We start from the raw sequence: 15,923 nt of genomic DNA, 5'->3' as shown, positions 1-15,923 counted from the left end.
GAACCTCATGACAGCAAAAGTGTGGATCGTCGATGACGACAGCTCCATCCGGTGGGTTCTGGAGCGCACCCTTGGCAGCGAAGGCTTCGAATGCGAAAGTTTCGCCGACGGCGAAGCCCTGCTGAGTTCACTGGAGATGCGCTCACCGGACGTGATCCTCTCGGATATCCGCATGCCGGGCATCGACGGCCTGAGCCTGCTGGAGCAGATCCATCGCCGCCAGGCCGATCTGCCCATCATCATCATGACGGCCCACTCGGACCTCGACAGCGCGGTCAACGCCTACCAGCGCGGTGCCTTCGAATACCTGCCCAAGCCGTTCGACATCGACGAGGCGGTCACCCTGGTACGCCGAGCCGAGAACCACCTCAAGGAGCAACGTACCAAGCGCAAGGCTCGCCAACAGGAAGCCACCACCACCCCGGAGATCATCGGCGAAGCCCCTGCCATGCAGGAGGTGTTCCGCGCCATCGGCCGGCTGTCGCGCTCCAGCATCTCGGTGCTCATCAACGGTCAAAGCGGTACCGGCAAGGAGCTGGTTGCCCATGCCCTGCACAAGCACAGCCCCCGGGCCCACAAGAACTTCATCGCCCTCAACATGGCGGCCATCCCGAAAGATCTCATCGAATCCGAGCTGTTCGGTCATGAGAAGGGAGCCTTCACCGGCGCCAACAACATTCGTCACGGCCGCTTCGAACAGGCCGATGGTGGCACCCTGTTTCTCGACGAAATAGGCGACATGCCGCTGGACGTGCAGACCCGGTTGCTGCGGGTTCTGGCGGACGGGCAGTTCTACCGGGTTGGTGGCCACCAACCGGTGCAGGTGGATGTGCGGATCATTGCCGCCACCCACCAGAATCTGGAGAAACGGGTCGCCGACGGCGAGTTTCGGGAAGACCTGTTCCACCGCCTCAACGTCATCCGCATCCATATTCCGGCCCTCAAGGAGCGCCGGGAGGACATCCCCCAGCTGGCCCAGCACTTCCTGCTGCGAGCCGCCAAGGAGCTGAACGTGGAGGCCAAGAGCCTGCACCCGGATACCCAGACCTACATCAGCCGTCTCCCCTGGCCGGGCAACGTGCGCCAGCTGGAGAACGTCTGCCGCTGGCTGACGGTGATGGCCTCGGGCCAGGAGGTGCTGGTAGGCGATCTGCCCACCGAGCTGCTGACGCCCATCACCAGCACCGCCGAGCCGGGCCAGCCCGCCCTGACCGGTGGCTGGCAGCAGCAGTTGCAGGACTGGGTGGCCGCCAAGCTGGCGCTGGGGGAGACCGATATCCTGGCGGATGCCATGCCCCAGTTCGAACGGATCATGCTGGAGACGGCACTGGATCACACCCATGGTCACAAGCAGGAGGCAGCCCGCCTGCTCGGCTGGGGCCGCAATACTCTGACCCGCAAGCTCAAGGAGCTCGACATTCCCTGAGCCTGCGGGAAAAACGATTCCCATCACGCCTTGAGGGAAAGCCTGACCAATCACACCCCGTTTGCTTGCAAACGGGGTATCTTTTTCAGGCGTCCCGCCTAGAATGGCAGGCTTTCCAACCCGACTCGCAGAAGGTGCCCCATGATTGACAGATCCCTCCCCCTGACCGACCTGCATCGCCATCTGGATGGCAACATCCGCCCGCAGACCATTCTCGAGCTGGGACGTCAGCACAACTTCCGACTGCCGGCCGATGAGCTGGAAGCCCTGCGCCCGCACGTGCAGATCGTCGAGAACGAGCCGAGTCTGGTGGCCTTCCTGAAGAAACTGGACTGGGGCGTGGCCGTGCTGGCCGACTACGATGCCTGCCGCCGGGTCGCCTACGAAAACGTGGAGGATCTGCTGCGTGCCGGGATCGACTATGCCGAGCTGCGCTTCAGCCCGGCCTACATGGCGATGACCCACAAACTGCACCCGCAGGGCGTGGTCGAAGCCATCATCGACGGCGTGGCCGCAGGCAGCCGTGACTTCGGCATCAAGACCAACCTCATCGGCATCATGAGCCGTACCTTCGGCACCGAGCAGTGCAAGCAGGAGCTGGATGCCTGTCTGGCTCATCGCGATCGCCTGGTCGCCATCGATCTGGCCGGCGACGAACTGGGCTTCCCGGGCGATCTCTTCACCGACCACTTCCGCCGGGTGCGGGATGCAGGCATGCGGGTCACCGTGCACGCCGGTGAAGCCGCCGGCCCCGAGAGCATGTGGCAGGCCATTCGCGAGCTGGGAGCCGAGCGCATCGGCCACGGGGTCAAGGCCATCCAGGATCCGGCCCTGATGGCCTATCTGGCCGAACACCGCATCGGCATCGAGTCCTGCCTCACCTCCAACCTCCAGACCACCACGGTGGCGAGTCTGGCCGATCACCCGATCCGCCAGTTCCTGGCCGCCGGCGTGCTGGCCTGCCTCAATACCGACGATCCGGCGGTGGAGGGGATCGACTTGCCCCATGAATACGAGGTGGCGGCCTCGGCTGCCGGCATGACGGTGAGCGAGATCCGCACCGCCCAGCAAAACGGCCTGACCCTGGCCTTCCTGAGCGAAGCCGAGAAGGCCGAGCTGAGTGCCCGTGCGGCTCAACGCTGAGCAGGGGTAAAACCCAATAAAAAAACCGCCGAAAGGCGGTTTTTTTATTGTCCCACGACATTGCCCGGCCTAGATCACCCGGGAGAACTGCTGCTGGCGCGCCTTGTTGCGCAGGTAGACATCGAAGCACATGCAGATGTTGCGGATCAGCAGCTGACCGGTGGAGACCACCTCCAGCCCCTCTTCGGTCATGCGCACCAGACCGTCGTCGATGAAGGTCTGCAACAGCTTGAGATCCTCGGCAAAATACTCCTTGAACACCAGGCCGTGGGCCTGCTCCACAGCGGCGAAGTTCAGGGAAAAATCGCAGATGAGGCGCTTGATCACCTCACGACGGATCAGATCGTCCCGATTGAGGGAGCACCCCTTCCACTGGGCATGGCCCAGTGACTCGACCTGGGCGTAGTAGGTTTTGAGATCCTTCTGGTTCTGGGAATAGGCATCCCCCATCATGCTGATGGAAGAGACCCCCAGCCCCAGCAGATCGCAATCCCCCTGGGTGGTATAGCCCTGGAAGTTGCGATGCAGCTTGCCCTCGCGCTGGGCGACGGCCAGCTCGTCATCGGGCTTGGCAAAGTGGTCCATGCCGATGAACTGATAACCCTGGCCGGTCAGGAAGGCAATGGTGTCCTGCAGCATGGCCAGCTTCTCCTGCGGCGCCGGCATGTCCGCTTCTTTCAGCTTGTGCTGGGCGGCAAAACGGCTCGGCAGGTGGGCATAGTTGAAGATGGAGAGGCGGGCCGGGTCGGTCTTGAGCACCTCTTCCAGGGTGTGATGGAAGCTCTCCCGGTTCTGGTGCGGCAGACCGTAGATGAGATCCAGATTGGTGGAGCGGAACCCCAGCTCGCGGGCACGGACCAGCATGGCGCGGATGAAGTCGTTGTCCTGCTCCCGATTGACCGCAACCTGGACCGCCTTGTTGAAGTCCTGAACGCCAAGGCTGATGCGGTTGAAACCGAGCTCCCGCAGCACATCCAGCATGGACAATTCGATCTCGCGGGGATCCACCTCGATGCTGATCTCCCCCTCCTCGGCGAAGTGGAAGTGCTCCCGCAACATGGCCATCAGGCGACGAGTCTGGGGTTCGCTCAGATAGGTGGGTGTGCCGCCACCCCAGTGCAGCTGGGTGACCAGTCTCTCCTTGAACAGGGGGGCCTGGGCCTTGATCTCCTGTTCGAGGTAGTCGAGGTATTGATCTGCCTTGTGCTGGTGCCGGGTGATGACCTTGTTGCAGCCGCAGTAGTAGCAGAGCTTGTGACAGAAGGGGATATGCACGTAGAGCGACAGATTGCGTGCAGGATACTGGCCCGCAGCCTGGACGAAGTCCGGATAGCCGAACCCCTCGTTGAACTCCAGCGCAGTGGGATAGGATGTGTAACGCGGACCACTGTAGTTGTATTTTTCGATCAGGGCCTGATCCCACACAATCTGTTCTGCTTGCACGCTTGCTTCCTCTGTCTTTGTCATGGGCTCACCGGCTTAACTGAAAATCCTTCAGTCTGGCGACATCCTCAAGGATCTGCGCCTCCAGCTCGGCCTCGTAGCCACTGCGTTCGAGATCCATCTTCATCACTTCATTGCGCTTGAGTGCCCGCCTCGCCTCATGGGTCGGCATCTCTTTCACCTTCTCATAGAGGCCGTAGAGCCCCGGGAACTCGGTGGCAAAGGCGCGGCCCCCCTTTATTTGCAAGGCATCCAGCAGATTGGTCAGCCGGATGGCACCTTCCGAGTAGTCGCACTGACCATCTCGTACCGCGTGGGCGATCACCCTGACACTCTCCAGGATCCGCTCGTTGCGGGCCGTAATGGCGTGCTGCTGCATCTCTTGCTGGCGTTTGAGACGCGCCATCAGGGTGCCGGCATAGACGGCCAGCCCCAGCAAAATCAGGCCACCCAGCAGGGCGGCCAGCATCCATCCACTCATCACTTTTTCTTCGGCTCGGGTTTGGCTTCAGGCTGGTAGTCTGCCTGAGAGAAACGTTCCCACAGCTCCTCTTCGGAGGCAGGCTGACTCGGCTCGTCAAAATCGGCATCATCAAAATCCATGTCGCCATCTTCGTCATCGTCGTTGTCGATGATACCGAGCTCGTCCATCAGCTCCTGATAACGGTCAACCCGCTGATCGACCCATGCCTGCTCTGCGGCCTCCAGGGTTTCACCGGCATCCAGACGATCCAGCAAGGCATTGAGGCGATCATCATTCTCGATGGACGCCAGCTCCTGCTCGGGGGTCATCACCACCCGCTTCTCTTTCGCAGGCTTGGTCGCCACCGGCTTGCTGCCCTTCTCGTCGGCAATCAGCGCGATGGGCTTGCGAGAGCCGATGCGTGGATCCTTGGCCTGCTTGGAGCCGCTCTTTTTGCCCGCCTGCTCGACCTGTTGGCGGGAGCCCGCCTTCAGGCCCTTGCGCTTGGCGGCGCGCTTGCGCTCACGACCTTCCTGAGCACTGGCATCTGATTCTTTGCGCTTGCCGGTAGGCTTGCGGTTGGGTTGTTTGGCCGACATGAATGACTCCGACAAATAACTGAATGGAAACCCCCGGAGCGTGTCGTCCGGGGAGGATGCTGAAGCGGGGAACAGTAAATATGGAACAAGAGTGGGATCCCGCACCAATTCGACCACTTTGGGCCGCTGAACACCGCAGGATCGGCATCCTCTGGGCATGTTGCTGGTATTTTGACACAGAATGTCTTGGCGGGTTAATGACCCAATAGAAAAAAGGCAGCCGAAGCTGCCTTTTTCCATCATGCGAGTGCCATTCCCTGGTAGCCAATCGCCTTATCCTTGGGCGAACCACGGCGCATCATTTCGTTGGATCATCCTGATCCTTATTGACCAGTCCTGAGTGTGCGTGTGTTTGTTTGTCTAACCCAAACCGGCGACATCCTGCCTCCCATCGGGGTGGTTGCCTCCCGCAGCCCCGCTCATCCCTGGCGGTCACCATCCTGGCTTTTTGCATCTATTGCTCATCGCATGCTCCGAGCCGACATCCTGTCAAACCGAAGACGGGTCTTGCACCCTCTCTCCGGCCAATCCTGATTGCCTACTGTAACTTCTTCGCTGGATGACTCAATCAACCAAAGCACATTTCGAACTGGTACAAAGTAATGTTCTATTTCTTAATTCATTGAAAAAAAAATAAAATAATATACGTGAGCAATCTTTCAGACGCGACCAGCCCCGTATATAGAAGATCTCTTACAGCAAAGCAGGCTGTTTACGGGCGATCGCTACAACCTCAAAAAAGAACAGGGAACACAATGGTTCCCTGTTCTTTTCAACAAGATAACTAACAGGCTATATCAGTGAAGCCCCGCCACATACTTGGAGAGCGCCTCGATGTCCTGATCCGTCAGCTTCTTAGCCACATCCCGCATCATGCCATTGGGATCGTTGTCGCGGGTCGCCGAACGAAAAGCAGTAAGCTGGGCCTTGATATAGGCGGGATGCTGCCCTGACAAGCTGGGGTACTTCGCTTGCTCGACGCCGGAACCCCGTGGGCCATGACAGGCGGTACAGGCGGCCAGGCCTCGCTCCATTTCTCCCCCCATATAAAGCGCCTTGCCTGCGGCAACCACATCATCGGGCACGGCAACCGGCGTCACCTTCTGGCTGGAGAAATAGGCGGCAAGATCGTCCATATCCTGCTCGGACAACGGCAACGCCATAGGTCCCATGACGGGCGCAACCCGACCAGTTTGGCCAGAAGCTGCAGCCTTCAGTTCAACTAATTGTTTTTTGATATATGATGCGTGCTGACCAGCAATCTTGGGATACATGTCGACTGGGCTGTTGCCGTCCGGTCCATGACAGGCCGCACAGACGGCAGCCTTGGTTTGTCCCGCAGCGGCATCGCCCTTGGCTTGTGCCATCCCAGTTACGCCAACCATCAGAGCAAGTGTAATGACTAGGTTCTTCATGGCGTTCCAACTTTCTCGTTATTAGGCTTCCAGATCCCATGCCGCTGAAGGCATGTTAAAATAAACGCGTTCAAGCGACGCCATTTTACACTATTTCACAAAAAAGTAACTCTATAACCCTCTATCTCTATGGGGAATTTACGTTGGAAACACAAACTCTGAATTTCAATAAGGTGCATTTTGTGACCAGCGCACCCGACATCCGCCACCTGCCAAATGATGGGGGTGTCGAGATTGCGTTTGCCGGTCGTTCCAACGCTGGCAAATCGTCTGCATTGAATACCTTGACCAAGCACAAGAACCTGGCACGTACCAGTAAGACCCCTGGCCGTACTCAGCTTATCAACCTGTTTGAACTGGAGCCGGGCAAACGCCTGGTCGACTTGCCCGGCTATGGATATGCCCAGGTTCCGCTGGAAATGAAGCTCAAGTGGCAAAAGTCACTGGCTGAATACCTGCAACGACGGGAGTCCCTGAAAGGGCTGGTGATCCTGATGGACATCCGCCATCCGCTCAAGGAAACCGACATGAACATGCTGGAATGGAGTTCACACCGTGAACTGCCGGTGATGCTGTTGCTGACCAAGGCGGACAAGTTAAGCCCGGGGCCCCGCAACAACCAGGTGATCAAGGTTCGTCAGGCGGTGGCAGAACTGGGCCCGCAGATCCAGGTTGAAGCATTCTCTTCTCTGACCAATATCGGCGTCGAGAAGCTGGCCCAGACCCTGAGCGGCTGGTACCTGTCCGAAGCAGACAACGCCCAGGCAGACGACGAAGATCATCAGAACGAGGAGTAAACGACTCCTCTCCCTGGCTGCAATTGGCGGAGTTGGACCTCCGCTGATTGAAAGACTTTCATGATCCCCCCATCTCCGAGCCCTCCCTCCCCGCCTTCGCCACCTCTGAAGAAAAATCTAAAAAAATATATTTAAATCATACCGATAGCATGTTTAGACGCGAAAAGAATTAACTAATCATCAACCTGATACCGTTTTCATGAATATCGAGTAGAAAATCAGAATTGAAGGCTGTAACAAACGAAACTGAAATTTAATTACACAATGAGGCAATATAGGGATAAAAATGAGGCCGGTATTGTCATTGCAAACCGGCCTGAAGAAATGAGTTCAAAAATTTGGGAAAAAGTGAGTTCTCGAGAACAAAGACGATTGGTTTTCCTCAAGAAGCGCCTTCATTCTAACAAAGAACGGCAACAATTAAAGCATTTACTCTAAATGTTGCGCATAAAAAAACGCCCCGACGATGACTCATCGGGGCTGCTATTCAGCCACATTCAATTACGTGAAATAAAAGGTCTGAAAGATAGAACATCTTACCTCTGTACCCTACGCCGACAACTGTACAGCAAAGCAGCAGAAAGTGAAAGTAATTTATGTAATTTAGTTTCAAAGATAGGGAAGAGAAAAAATATTCATAATTTTCATGCAGATAAAAAAATCCCCAGTACGAATACCGGGGAGTTATAAAGGTGACTAGCTAGCACTTCCTCAACTATCCAGTTAGTCAGCAGTCCGTTACAGAAGTTCCGCTGCTTTGAGAAAAAACTCAAAAAAATTCTGCGAGTGACGGCAAAGTAAAAGTAACTTATTGTTACGCAATGGTTTTATAAAAATGGCACCTGTTCTGCCACACACCCACCGCAGAACGACCGTTTCACATCACACGTGCCGTGCCGCATCACGAGAGAGCCCTTATCCAGAGATGCAGAATCTCTACATCAGATCTGCAGATCTGCCAACAGCCCAATAGAGCGCACAAGCTGGTTCACACGACGCCCAGATTGCGCTGCAACTCTCTCAATACCTGCTTGGTGCCGGGCCGGATCCCTCGCCATACGGTAAAGGCCTCAGCAGCCTGCTCGACCAGCATGCCCAATCCATCCATGGTATGGCGCGCACCATGTTGCTTGGCCCAGCCGATGAAGGCTGTATCCGTTGCGCCATACATCATGTCGTAGATCGCGATGTCCGGGTGGATAAGGGTTGGCGCCAAAGGTGGCAACTCTCCTTGCAGACTCGCTGAGGTGGAATTGATGATGAGATCGAACGGCCCCACCAGCTGTTCATAGGATTGAGCCGTGATGCTGCCCAGATCCCTGAACTCCACAGCCAACTGTTCCGCCTTGGCATGGGTACGGTTGACCACGACAATCTCGCCCAGCGCTTCCGCCAGCAGGGGGGCCAGGGCGCCACGAGCAGCGCCACCGGCCCCCAGAAGCAGGATCCTGCTACCGGCAAGGTTCACTCCGTGAGCCTTGAGATCGGCGACCAGCCCGGCGCCGTCGGTATTATCACCCAGCAACACGCCATCATCAGTCAGTTTGATGGTGTTGACCGCTCCCGCCCGCTTGGCCCTGGGGCTCAGCCGCTCCACCAGCACGAAGGCTTGCTCCTTGAAAGGTACGGTCACGTTGCACCCCTTCCCTCCTTCGGCGAAGAAGTGGTTCAGAGCGCTGGCAAACTCATCGACAGCCGGTTCTGCCAGACCATACTCCAGCTCTTGCTGGGTCTGCCTGGCAAACAGGGTATGAATGAAGGGAGATTTGCTGTGGCGCACGGGGTGGCCAAAAACCAGATAACGATCCATCAAGGCGTTCCTTTTGAGGGCAATATCCCGATTTAACGGGTTTTCTCATGAAGGAACAAGCCGAATATCGGCCAATAAGAAGAGGCCATCATGGCCCCTCTGGTCACAACCACTCGCGCGGTTTGAGGTAGTCGCTGTAGAGCAATGCCTCCGGGCTGCCAGCCTCCGGCTGCCAGTCGTACTCCCAGCGCGCCAGCGGCGGCATCGACATCAGGATGGATTCGGTGCGCCCCCCCGTCTGCAGTCCGAACAGGGTCCCGCGGTCGTAGACCAGATTGAACTCCACGTAGCGGCCACGGCGATAAAGCTGGAACGCCCGTTCCCGCTCCCCATAAGCAAGCTCCTTGCGTCGCTCGACAATCGGCAAGTAGGCCGCGAGGTAACCCTCACCCACTGCACGCATGAAGGCAAAGCAGTCGGCAAAGGGCCAGCGGTTCAGGTCATCGAAGAAAAGACCACCCACCCCGCGCGTCTCGCCCCGATGCTTGAGGAAGAAGTAACGATCGCACCAGGATTTGAACTCGGGATAAATGTCGGTGCCGAACGGCTGACAGAGCTCATGGGAGACCTGGTGCCAATGCCTCACGTCCTCTTCGAACGGATAGAAGGGCGTCAGGTCGAAGCCGCCACCAAACCACCAGATCGGCTCCTCCCCCTCTTTCTCGGCGATGAAAAACCGCACATTCGCATGGCTGGTCGGTACATAGGGATTATGCGGGTGGATCACCAGCGATACCCCCATGGCCTCAAACCTGCGGCCAGCCAGTTCGGGACGATGTGCGGTCGCGGATGCCGGCATGGCATCGCCATAGACATGGGAGAAGTTGACCCCACCTTGCTCGATCACCGCCCCCTGACGCAGCACCCGTGTTCTACCGCCACCACCACCTTCGCGACTCCAGGCATCTTCCACAAAGCGCCCGCATCCATCGGCCTGCTCCAGGCCACGGCAGATATCATCCTGCAATTGCAGCAGGAAGGCTTTTACCTGGGCCACATCCGGTTTGCTCATTTTATCTCCTGTCAGACAGGCATCATGCATGCACTGCCTGCACTTCTCGTATTGTCATGACCTCATCGCACAACCTGCATGAAACAGGGTCGTGCCCAACTCAGGATGGGCGAATGATGGCCCCGGTGCGGGCGTCCTTGATTTCGGACGGGTTGGCTTGCCCCCCGACTTCGCCGGGCAGAATGTAAGCCAGCTGGCTTGCCAGCAGATCGCCAATATCAGCCACCCGGCGAGCTGGTTCCTCACCGGTTAGATTGGCACTGGTGGACACCAGCGGTTTGCCAAATGCCCGGCAAAGCCCTTGCACCTGGGGATGGCCTGTGACCCGCACCGCCAGGGTCTCGAACTGACCGGTCAACCAGGACGGCGTCGTCGCGCGAGCGGGCATGATCCAGGTGAAGGGACCAGGCCAGCTCGCCTGCACGCGAGCAAGCTGCTCATCGCTGAGCTGGCTCAGGTCGATGTAGTCCTGCAATTGCGCCAGATCTGCCGCGATCAGGATCAATCCCTTCTCCACCGGCCGCTGCTTGATGGCCAGCAGCCGCTGCACGGCGGCTTCGGAATCAGGATCACACCCCAGACCAAACACGGCTTCGGTGGCATAGGCGATAACCCCTTCTCCTTGAAGGGCGGCAACCGCTTGTTCAAATTCATTTGGCATAAGCACATGCGACAGCCACGCTGCCGCCTCTCATCACTGGATTGTATGTTGAACCGACATGACGGCATCGGGGCCATCACTGCTGCGATATGGGCTATATCCCTGCTCCTCTTCAGTCATGCATTTCGGCTCAGACGCTTGCGTGCATCAGTGAACCGAACAACCGCAGGGAGCTTGAGATGGCGATCAGGAGCAGGGCGACTTGGGCGATGCGCATCGGCTCACAACCTCACTCTGACCAGCAATCCGCCTGCCTGATCACGGGCGGCGAGATTATACCCGCTCAATCTGGTGGGAGCATTTCTTTTGCGGGCAGACCCAGCGCAGGTTTCCCCGCACCTTCTTCTCGACCATGATGCCCCAGCCACACTCGGGACAGGGTATGGGAACCGGCTTGTCATTCACCACATACTTGCAGTGAGGATAGGCGTCACACGAGTAGAACTGTTTGCCATAACGGGATGTGCGGCTCACCAGATGACCTTTGCCACACTCCGGGCAGAGGATCTGGGTATCGTCACTCTCCTGAAGGGATTCGATATGCTGACAGGCCGGGTACTGGGTACATCCCACAAACAGACCGTAACGACCCTTCTTGATGGCCAGTGGATGGCCACAATCCGGACAGGACGACCCCTCGAGCACTTTCTCTATGTCGCGGCCAGAGGGGGTGAGGGAGCGAATGTAATCGCAAGCGGGATAGGCTGAACAACCAAGGAAGGGACCGTGCTTGCCCTGGCGGATCACCAGTTCAGCACCACACTGCGGGCACGGCTCGCGCTCGAAGGCATGTTCGTGGGCAGAGAAGAGGTGGTGATCGATCTTTGACATGGGCCGCGCCTTGAAATCCAGATGGCCTGAATTCTACCAGCGCGGCACCGGGCTGTCAGTGGATGACGCCGTCCGACTCGTCAAACACCAGCTCTTCCATCTGCTGGTAGGCGTTTTCGCTGCCTGGCACATTGAACAGCACCATCATGACGACCCACTTCAGATCGTCCAGCTCGATGTCCGGCTTGTCCAGCTCGAGCAACCGTTCGATGCAGATTTCACGGGTTTCGGCATTCAGCACTTGCGCCTGCTCCAGGAACAGCAGGAAACCGCGACATTCAGTACTGAGGCGAACCAGCTCCTGCGGCGCATAGATCCGCATAGAGCCCTGCTGGCTTGCTGTGACATAGACTTCCCGCTCGCTGTCGTGCAGGTTGGCCAGTCGCTCCAGCCAGTTGAGCGCTTTCTCGATCTCGTCCTTGTCAAAACCGGCCCGGCTCAGTTCGTCGGTGAGTTCATCCTGCTCGACCATCACATCTGCATCGCTGTGGATGTAGGTCTCGAAAAGGTACATCAATACATCAAACATGATTCGCCCTCCTCGCTCTGACGTATCCACCGGCTACCGCCATCACTGCACCAACCAGCTCCAGCTCTACCAACCTGCCCAGTACGACATCGACAGGAAGCCGGGCCCGTTCGGCAACGGTATCCACGCTCGTGGTCTCATAATCTACGTTATCCAACAAATCGGCATAAGGCAATTCGCTATTATGCTGCGCCTCGGAAGAACCGTTGGCGGGTCCAGGGGACAAGACCAGCCTTGGAAACTCTTCCAGGATATCGGCGGCATTCAAGACCAGCTTGGCACCCTGTTGAAGCAGACGGTTGCACCCTGCTGCCTGTGCATTTTGCGGGGCGCCGGGAACGGCAAAGACCTCGCGGCCCTGCTCAAGCGCATAACGGGCCGTGATGAGCGAACCACTCTGTTCTGCCGCTTCCACCACCAGTGTCCCCAGCGACAGACCACTGATGATACGGTTGCGGCGAGGGAAGTGTTCAGCCAGGGGGCCTTGCTGGGGCGCCAACTCGGAGACAAGCAGACCTTCCTGCTCGAGGATCTGCATCGCCAACCCCTGATGACGCTTGGGGTAGAGACAATCCAGACCGGATCCCAGCACCGCCAGGGTGATTCCGCCCGATGCCAGCGCCTGCTGATGGCAGACTCCATCGATGCCCAACGCGAGGCCGGAGGTGATCGCCAGACCACAGCCCACCAACTCGGCACACAAGCGTGTCGCATTGTCTTTGCCGGCATAGGTGGGGTGGCGGGTACCCACCATCGCCAACTGTGGCAGGGAGAGGGATGAGACGTTCCCGCGGCAGTAGAGCAAGAGCGGGGCACCGGGGATCTCTTTGAGCAGGGCAGGATATGCGGGGTCATCGGGACAGAGGAGGTGATTGCCGGGCTCGGCGGCCCAGCTCAATCCCTGCTCCACGACAGGAAGAGGCCATCTCATCTGCTGAATCTGGGCACTCTGCAGACCAAGAGCTCGCAGGGCGCCATCATCTGAGTCAAACAGAGTTGTGATGTCACCACCCACATGAGCCAACAGGCGAGCGGCGGTGACCGGGCCTATGCCTGTAACGGCATCCAGCGTCAGCCATAGCGACAACCGCTCCAGTGGCAAGGACACGTCAGAAATTACTGACCTGATAACCAGAGCCGACCAGATCCTGACTCTGCAGGATAAGACCGTAACTCAATTTGTCGTAGACCTTGAACAGCATGACTCTGGCAACGGCCTCGGCAGGCAGCGATGACTTGCCGGCAGAATAGAACGCCTTGTCATAGACGGATGAATATTCCCGGTATGACACCTTGCCATTCTTGTCCACCATCTCGGCTCCCGGGCGCAGGATCTCGAGCACATCGCCCGGGGCCACCTGATCACGCTCCCCCTTGTTGATGAGTACCACATCAAATTTGCCCCCACCATGTACCTTGCTCGGCAGCTCGATCACATAGCCGGGAGAAATTGAGGGTGCCGCCTTTGGCATGAACACGGCAGAGATGCTCTCCTGCGACGGCAGCGGCATCACCTTGTCGCCCTGATACACCTCACGCCGGTTATGGGTCAGCGTCACTTTGGTGGTGTCGTGGGCAAGGTACTCCTCTGCCCGCACCGTGCCGACAAAAATCGCCTCCTGACCAAGCGACTCGCCAGTATGCTTGTCCTTGTATGCCACCCCCGGGCGATAGAGGCCATAACTCTGACCCGGGTTCAAGGCTCCTTTCACATAGAGAATGTCGCCCTCCAGCATCCCGACATGCTTGTCATTGTTGCCGAGCACATAGGGCAGGTCCTTGCTCTGCTGGCTGTTGGCCAGAATGTGGTCGGTCTGCAGGAAGGGCGCTATCTCGCTCAGAGGCAGGGTCGGTATGGGATTGGCCTTGTTTTCATAGCGGTTCTTGGGCGAGAGACGGATGACCTGCTTGCCCCCCTGACTGGCTTTGCCGAGCCGAGGCTCACCATTGACCCAGCTCAGGTGCAGCACGTCACCGGGATAGATCCAGTGGGGATTGGCGATCTGCGGATTGATGTTCCAGAGGCGTGGCCAGAGCCAGGGTTCGGCCAGATACTGGCCCGAGATATCCCAGAGGGTGTCCCCTTTTTGCACCACATAAGTCTCGGGGTAACCGGATTTGAGCGTCAACTGCTGTGCCATGGCGCCACCGGCCAGGGCTGTCGCCAGGCAGGCGACGACGATTTGCTTCAGATACATAACACTCCCTGTTACTTCTGCACGCAAAGTGTTGCTGTTTTTTGTCGGCGTAAATGACTAGAATTACGTCAATATTGACTGCGTTTATATGAAACTAAAGAAAAAATTATGGCCATTCTAGATGTATTGCGTTTCCCCGATGAGCGTCTGCGCACAGTCGCGGCCCCTGTCGAAGCCTTTACACCCGAGTTACAACACATTGTAGATGATATGTTCGAAACCATGTACGCGGAGGAAGGCATCGGCCTGGCTGCGACCCAGGTCGACATTCATCAGCGCATCATCGTCATCGATGTCTCCGAGAACCGCGAAGAACAGCTGGTGTTGATCAATCCGGAGATCCTGGAGCAGTCCGGCAGCACCGGCATCGAAGAGGGCTGCCTCTCCGTGCCCGGCAACCGTGCTCTGGTTCCGCGCGCCGAGTGGGTCAAGGTCAGGGCGCAAGATCGCCACGGCAACACCTTCGAGCTGGAAGCGGACGATCTGCTCGCCATCTGCATACAACATGAGATGGATCATCTGGTCGGCAAGCTGTTTGTGGATTACTTGTCCCCGCTCAAGCGCCAGCGCATTCGTCAGAAGCTGGAAAAGATGGCCCGTGAAGATCGCAAAGTCCTCTGAGGATCCGCTCCATTGAACAAGCTGAAACTGATTTTTGCCGGTACCCCCGACTTCGCCGCCCGTCATCTGGCGGCGTTGTTGTCTTCCGGCCACGAGGTCGTCGCCGTTTATACCCAGCCGGACAAGCCCGCCGGTCGCGGCCAGAAGCTCACTGCCAGCCCGGTCAAGGAGCTGGCGCTGGCCCACGATCTGCCGGTCTATCAACCTGCCTCCCTGCGCAATGAAGCGGCGCAAGCCGAACTGGCCGCTCTGGGTGCCGATCTGATGGTCGTCGTGGCTTATGGCCTCATCCTCCCCAAGGCGGTGCTCGATACGCCGCGTCTGGGTTGCATCAACGTGCACGGCTCCCTGCTGCCGCGCTGGCGCGGTGCCGCCCCGATTCAACGCTCCATCTGGGCGGGGGATGCCGAAACCGGCGTCACCATCATGCAGATGGATGTGGGGCTGGATACCGGCGCCATGATCCGCAAGGTAACCTGCCCCATCGCCAGTGATGAGACCTCTGCCAGCCTCTATGACAAGCTGGCTGGTCTGGGCCCGCAGGCACTGGTCGATACCCTGGACGCCATGGCTGCCGGCGACACCGCTGCCGAGCCCCAGGACGATGCGCTGGCCAACTACGCCGAGAAGCTCTCCAAGGAAGAGGCCCGCATCGACTGGTCGATGGACGCCGTTGCCATCGAGCGCTGCATCCGTGCCTTCAACCCCTGGCCCATCAGCTGGTTCGACGTCGCCGGACAGACCGTCAAGGTGTGGCAGGCCGAGGTCGTCGCACAGGATCACGGCCAGGCAGCCGGCACCCTGCTCAAGGCCGACAAGCAGGGGATCGAGGTTGCCACCGGTCAGGGCGTGCTGCGCCTGCTGACCCTGCAACCTCCCGGCAAGAAGGCCATGTCCGTTTCGGATCTGCTCAACTCTCGCCGCGACTGGTTTGAACCCGGCACGCAACTGATTTGATCTGGATTGAATTGACAC

16 protein-coding genes are annotated in these 15,923 nt (G+C 58.3%); 5 read left to right on the top strand and 11 right to left on the bottom strand.

The genetic code is table 11. The features are described from left to right. Window positions 1-7 precede the first annotated feature (7 nt). Window positions 8-1,426 carry a nitrogen regulation protein NR(I) gene (gene glnG / locus C2U30_RS15635; RefSeq protein ID WP_010672523.1) on the top strand — a complete coding sequence of 473 codons (1,419 nt, stop codon included), beginning with the start codon at window positions 8-10 and terminating at the stop codon, window positions 1,424-1,426. A gap of 141 nt (window positions 1,427-1,567) precedes the next feature. Then, the gene (gene add, locus C2U30_RS15630) at window positions 1,568-2,569 is read left to right on the top strand and encodes an adenosine deaminase (RefSeq protein WP_103244073.1); all 1,002 of its coding nucleotides are present in this window, start codon (window positions 1,568-1,570) and stop codon (window positions 2,567-2,569) included. 69 nt (window positions 2,570-2,638) lie between these two features. Here the strand turns inward: add and hemN are convergent, their stop codons facing one another. From hemN to C2U30_RS15610, 4 genes are all read right to left on the bottom strand, one after another. After that, window positions 2,639-4,012 carry an oxygen-independent coproporphyrinogen III oxidase gene (hemN, locus tag C2U30_RS15625; protein WP_041212163.1) on the bottom strand — a complete coding sequence of 458 codons (1,374 nt, stop codon included), beginning with the start codon at window positions 4,010-4,012 and terminating at the stop codon, window positions 2,639-2,641. 28 nt (window positions 4,013-4,040) lie between these two features. Further along, the gene (locus C2U30_RS15620) at window positions 4,041-4,481 is read right to left on the bottom strand and encodes a DUF2489 domain-containing protein (RefSeq protein WP_043153541.1); all 441 of its coding nucleotides are present in this window, start codon (window positions 4,479-4,481) and stop codon (window positions 4,041-4,043) included. A gap of 11 nt (window positions 4,482-4,492) precedes the next feature. After that, a complete protein-coding gene (yihI, locus tag C2U30_RS15615) occupies window positions 4,493-5,074 on the bottom strand; it encodes a Der GTPase-activating protein YihI (protein ID WP_039039515.1) in 582 nt (193 codons plus the stop codon). Between the two features lie 797 nt (window positions 5,075-5,871). Continuing rightward, a complete protein-coding gene (locus C2U30_RS15610; RefSeq protein WP_103244072.1) occupies window positions 5,872-6,489 on the bottom strand; it encodes a c-type cytochrome in 618 nt (205 codons plus the stop codon). A 143-nt stretch (window positions 6,490-6,632) separates the two neighbouring features. Between C2U30_RS15610 and yihA the strand changes: the two genes are divergently transcribed. Beyond that, the gene (gene yihA / locus C2U30_RS15605; protein WP_103244071.1) at window positions 6,633-7,286 is read left to right on the top strand and encodes a ribosome biogenesis GTP-binding protein YihA/YsxC; all 654 of its coding nucleotides are present in this window, start codon (window positions 6,633-6,635) and stop codon (window positions 7,284-7,286) included. A 988-nt stretch (window positions 7,287-8,274) separates the two neighbouring features. Here the strand turns inward: yihA and aroE are convergent. The 7 genes from aroE to C2U30_RS15565 all read right to left on the bottom strand — a co-directional run bounded on the left by aroE (window position 8,275) and on the right by C2U30_RS15565 (window position 14,327). Further along, the gene (gene aroE / locus C2U30_RS15595) at window positions 8,275-9,096 is read right to left on the bottom strand and encodes a shikimate dehydrogenase (RefSeq protein WP_103244069.1); all 822 of its coding nucleotides are present in this window, start codon (window positions 9,094-9,096) and stop codon (window positions 8,275-8,277) included. Between the two features lie 103 nt (window positions 9,097-9,199). Next, a complete protein-coding gene (gene hemF, locus C2U30_RS15590; protein WP_103244068.1) occupies window positions 9,200-10,108 on the bottom strand; it encodes an oxygen-dependent coproporphyrinogen oxidase in 909 nt (302 codons plus the stop codon). Between the two features lie 100 nt (window positions 10,109-10,208). Continuing rightward, the gene (locus C2U30_RS15585) at window positions 10,209-10,769 is read right to left on the bottom strand and encodes a Sua5/YciO/YrdC/YwlC family protein (RefSeq protein ID WP_039039520.1); all 561 of its coding nucleotides are present in this window, start codon (window positions 10,767-10,769) and stop codon (window positions 10,209-10,211) included. 273 nt (window positions 10,770-11,042) lie between these two features. After that, on the bottom strand, window positions 11,043-11,600 hold the full coding sequence (locus tag C2U30_RS15580) for a DNA topoisomerase family protein (RefSeq protein WP_080769941.1): 558 nt from the start codon (window positions 11,598-11,600) through the stop codon (window positions 11,043-11,045). 55 nt (window positions 11,601-11,655) lie between these two features. Further along, on the bottom strand, window positions 11,656-12,129 hold the full coding sequence (locus tag C2U30_RS15575) for a DUF494 family protein (RefSeq protein ID WP_010672510.1): 474 nt from the start codon (window positions 12,127-12,129) through the stop codon (window positions 11,656-11,658). Then, on the bottom strand, window positions 12,122-13,237 hold the full coding sequence (gene dprA / locus C2U30_RS15570; RefSeq protein WP_103244067.1) for a DNA-processing protein DprA: 1,116 nt from the start codon (window positions 13,235-13,237) through the stop codon (window positions 12,122-12,124). Before dprA ends, C2U30_RS15575 begins: the two co-directional genes overlap by 8 nt. Window position 13,238: 1 nt before the next feature. Further along, a complete protein-coding gene (locus C2U30_RS15565; protein ID WP_041214093.1) occupies window positions 13,239-14,327 on the bottom strand; it encodes a LysM peptidoglycan-binding domain-containing protein in 1,089 nt (362 codons plus the stop codon). A 108-nt stretch (window positions 14,328-14,435) separates the two neighbouring features. On the opposite strand from C2U30_RS15565, the gene def reads away from it, so the two are divergent. Together def and fmt are read left to right on the top strand one after the other, a co-directional pair. After that, window positions 14,436-14,948 (top strand): peptide deformylase, encoded by a 513-nt coding sequence (gene def / locus C2U30_RS15560; protein ID WP_010672507.1) that lies wholly within the window; start codon window positions 14,436-14,438, stop codon window positions 14,946-14,948. A 12-nt stretch (window positions 14,949-14,960) separates the two neighbouring features. Further along, window positions 14,961-15,905, top strand: coding sequence for a methionyl-tRNA formyltransferase (gene fmt / locus C2U30_RS15555; RefSeq protein WP_042015233.1), 945 nt, complete (start codon window positions 14,961-14,963; stop codon window positions 15,903-15,905). Window positions 15,906-15,923 lie beyond the last annotated feature (18 nt).

Source organism: Aeromonas sp. ASNIH5 (assembly GCF_002902865.1).
GTDB classification, from domain to species: domain Bacteria; phylum Pseudomonadota; class Gammaproteobacteria; order Enterobacterales; family Aeromonadaceae; genus Aeromonas; species Aeromonas caviae.
This window is presented reverse-complemented; position numbering and strand designations above follow the sequence as displayed.

What these genes read in the sequence shown, in the direction of transcription:
- def (WP_010672507.1), top strand. Translation starts at nt 14,436, where the DNA reads ATGGCCATTCTAGATGTATTGCGTTTCCCCGATGAGCGTCTGCGCACA.
- C2U30_RS15620 (WP_043153541.1), bottom strand. Translation starts at nt 4,481, where the DNA reads ATGCTGGCCGCCCTGCTGGGTGGCCTGATTTTGCTGGGGCTGGCCGTC.
- yihI (WP_039039515.1), bottom strand. Translation starts at nt 5,074, where the DNA reads ATGTCGGCCAAACAACCCAACCGCAAGCCTACCGGCAAGCGCAAAGAA.
- glnG (WP_010672523.1), top strand. Translation starts at nt 8, where the DNA reads ATGACAGCAAAAGTGTGGATCGTCGATGACGACAGCTCCATCCGGTGG.
- C2U30_RS15610 (WP_103244072.1), bottom strand. Translation starts at nt 6,489, where the DNA reads ATGAAGAACCTAGTCATTACACTTGCTCTGATGGTTGGCGTAACTGGG.
- hemF (WP_103244068.1), bottom strand. Translation starts at nt 10,108, where the DNA reads ATGAGCAAACCGGATGTGGCCCAGGTAAAAGCCTTCCTGCTGCAATTG.
- C2U30_RS15565 (WP_041214093.1), bottom strand. Translation starts at nt 14,327, where the DNA reads ATGTATCTGAAGCAAATCGTCGTCGCCTGCCTGGCGACAGCCCTGGCC.
- aroE (WP_103244069.1), bottom strand. Translation starts at nt 9,096, where the DNA reads ATGGATCGTTATCTGGTTTTTGGCCACCCCGTGCGCCACAGCAAATCT.
- add (WP_103244073.1), top strand. Translation starts at nt 1,568, where the DNA reads ATGATTGACAGATCCCTCCCCCTGACCGACCTGCATCGCCATCTGGAT.
- C2U30_RS15585 (WP_039039520.1), bottom strand. Translation starts at nt 10,769, where the DNA reads ATGCCAAATGAATTTGAACAAGCGGTTGCCGCCCTTCAAGGAGAAGGG.
- C2U30_RS15580 (WP_080769941.1), bottom strand. Translation starts at nt 11,600, where the DNA reads ATGTCAAAGATCGATCACCACCTCTTCTCTGCCCACGAACATGCCTTC.
- C2U30_RS15575 (WP_010672510.1), bottom strand. Translation starts at nt 12,129, where the DNA reads ATGTTTGATGTATTGATGTACCTTTTCGAGACCTACATCCACAGCGAT.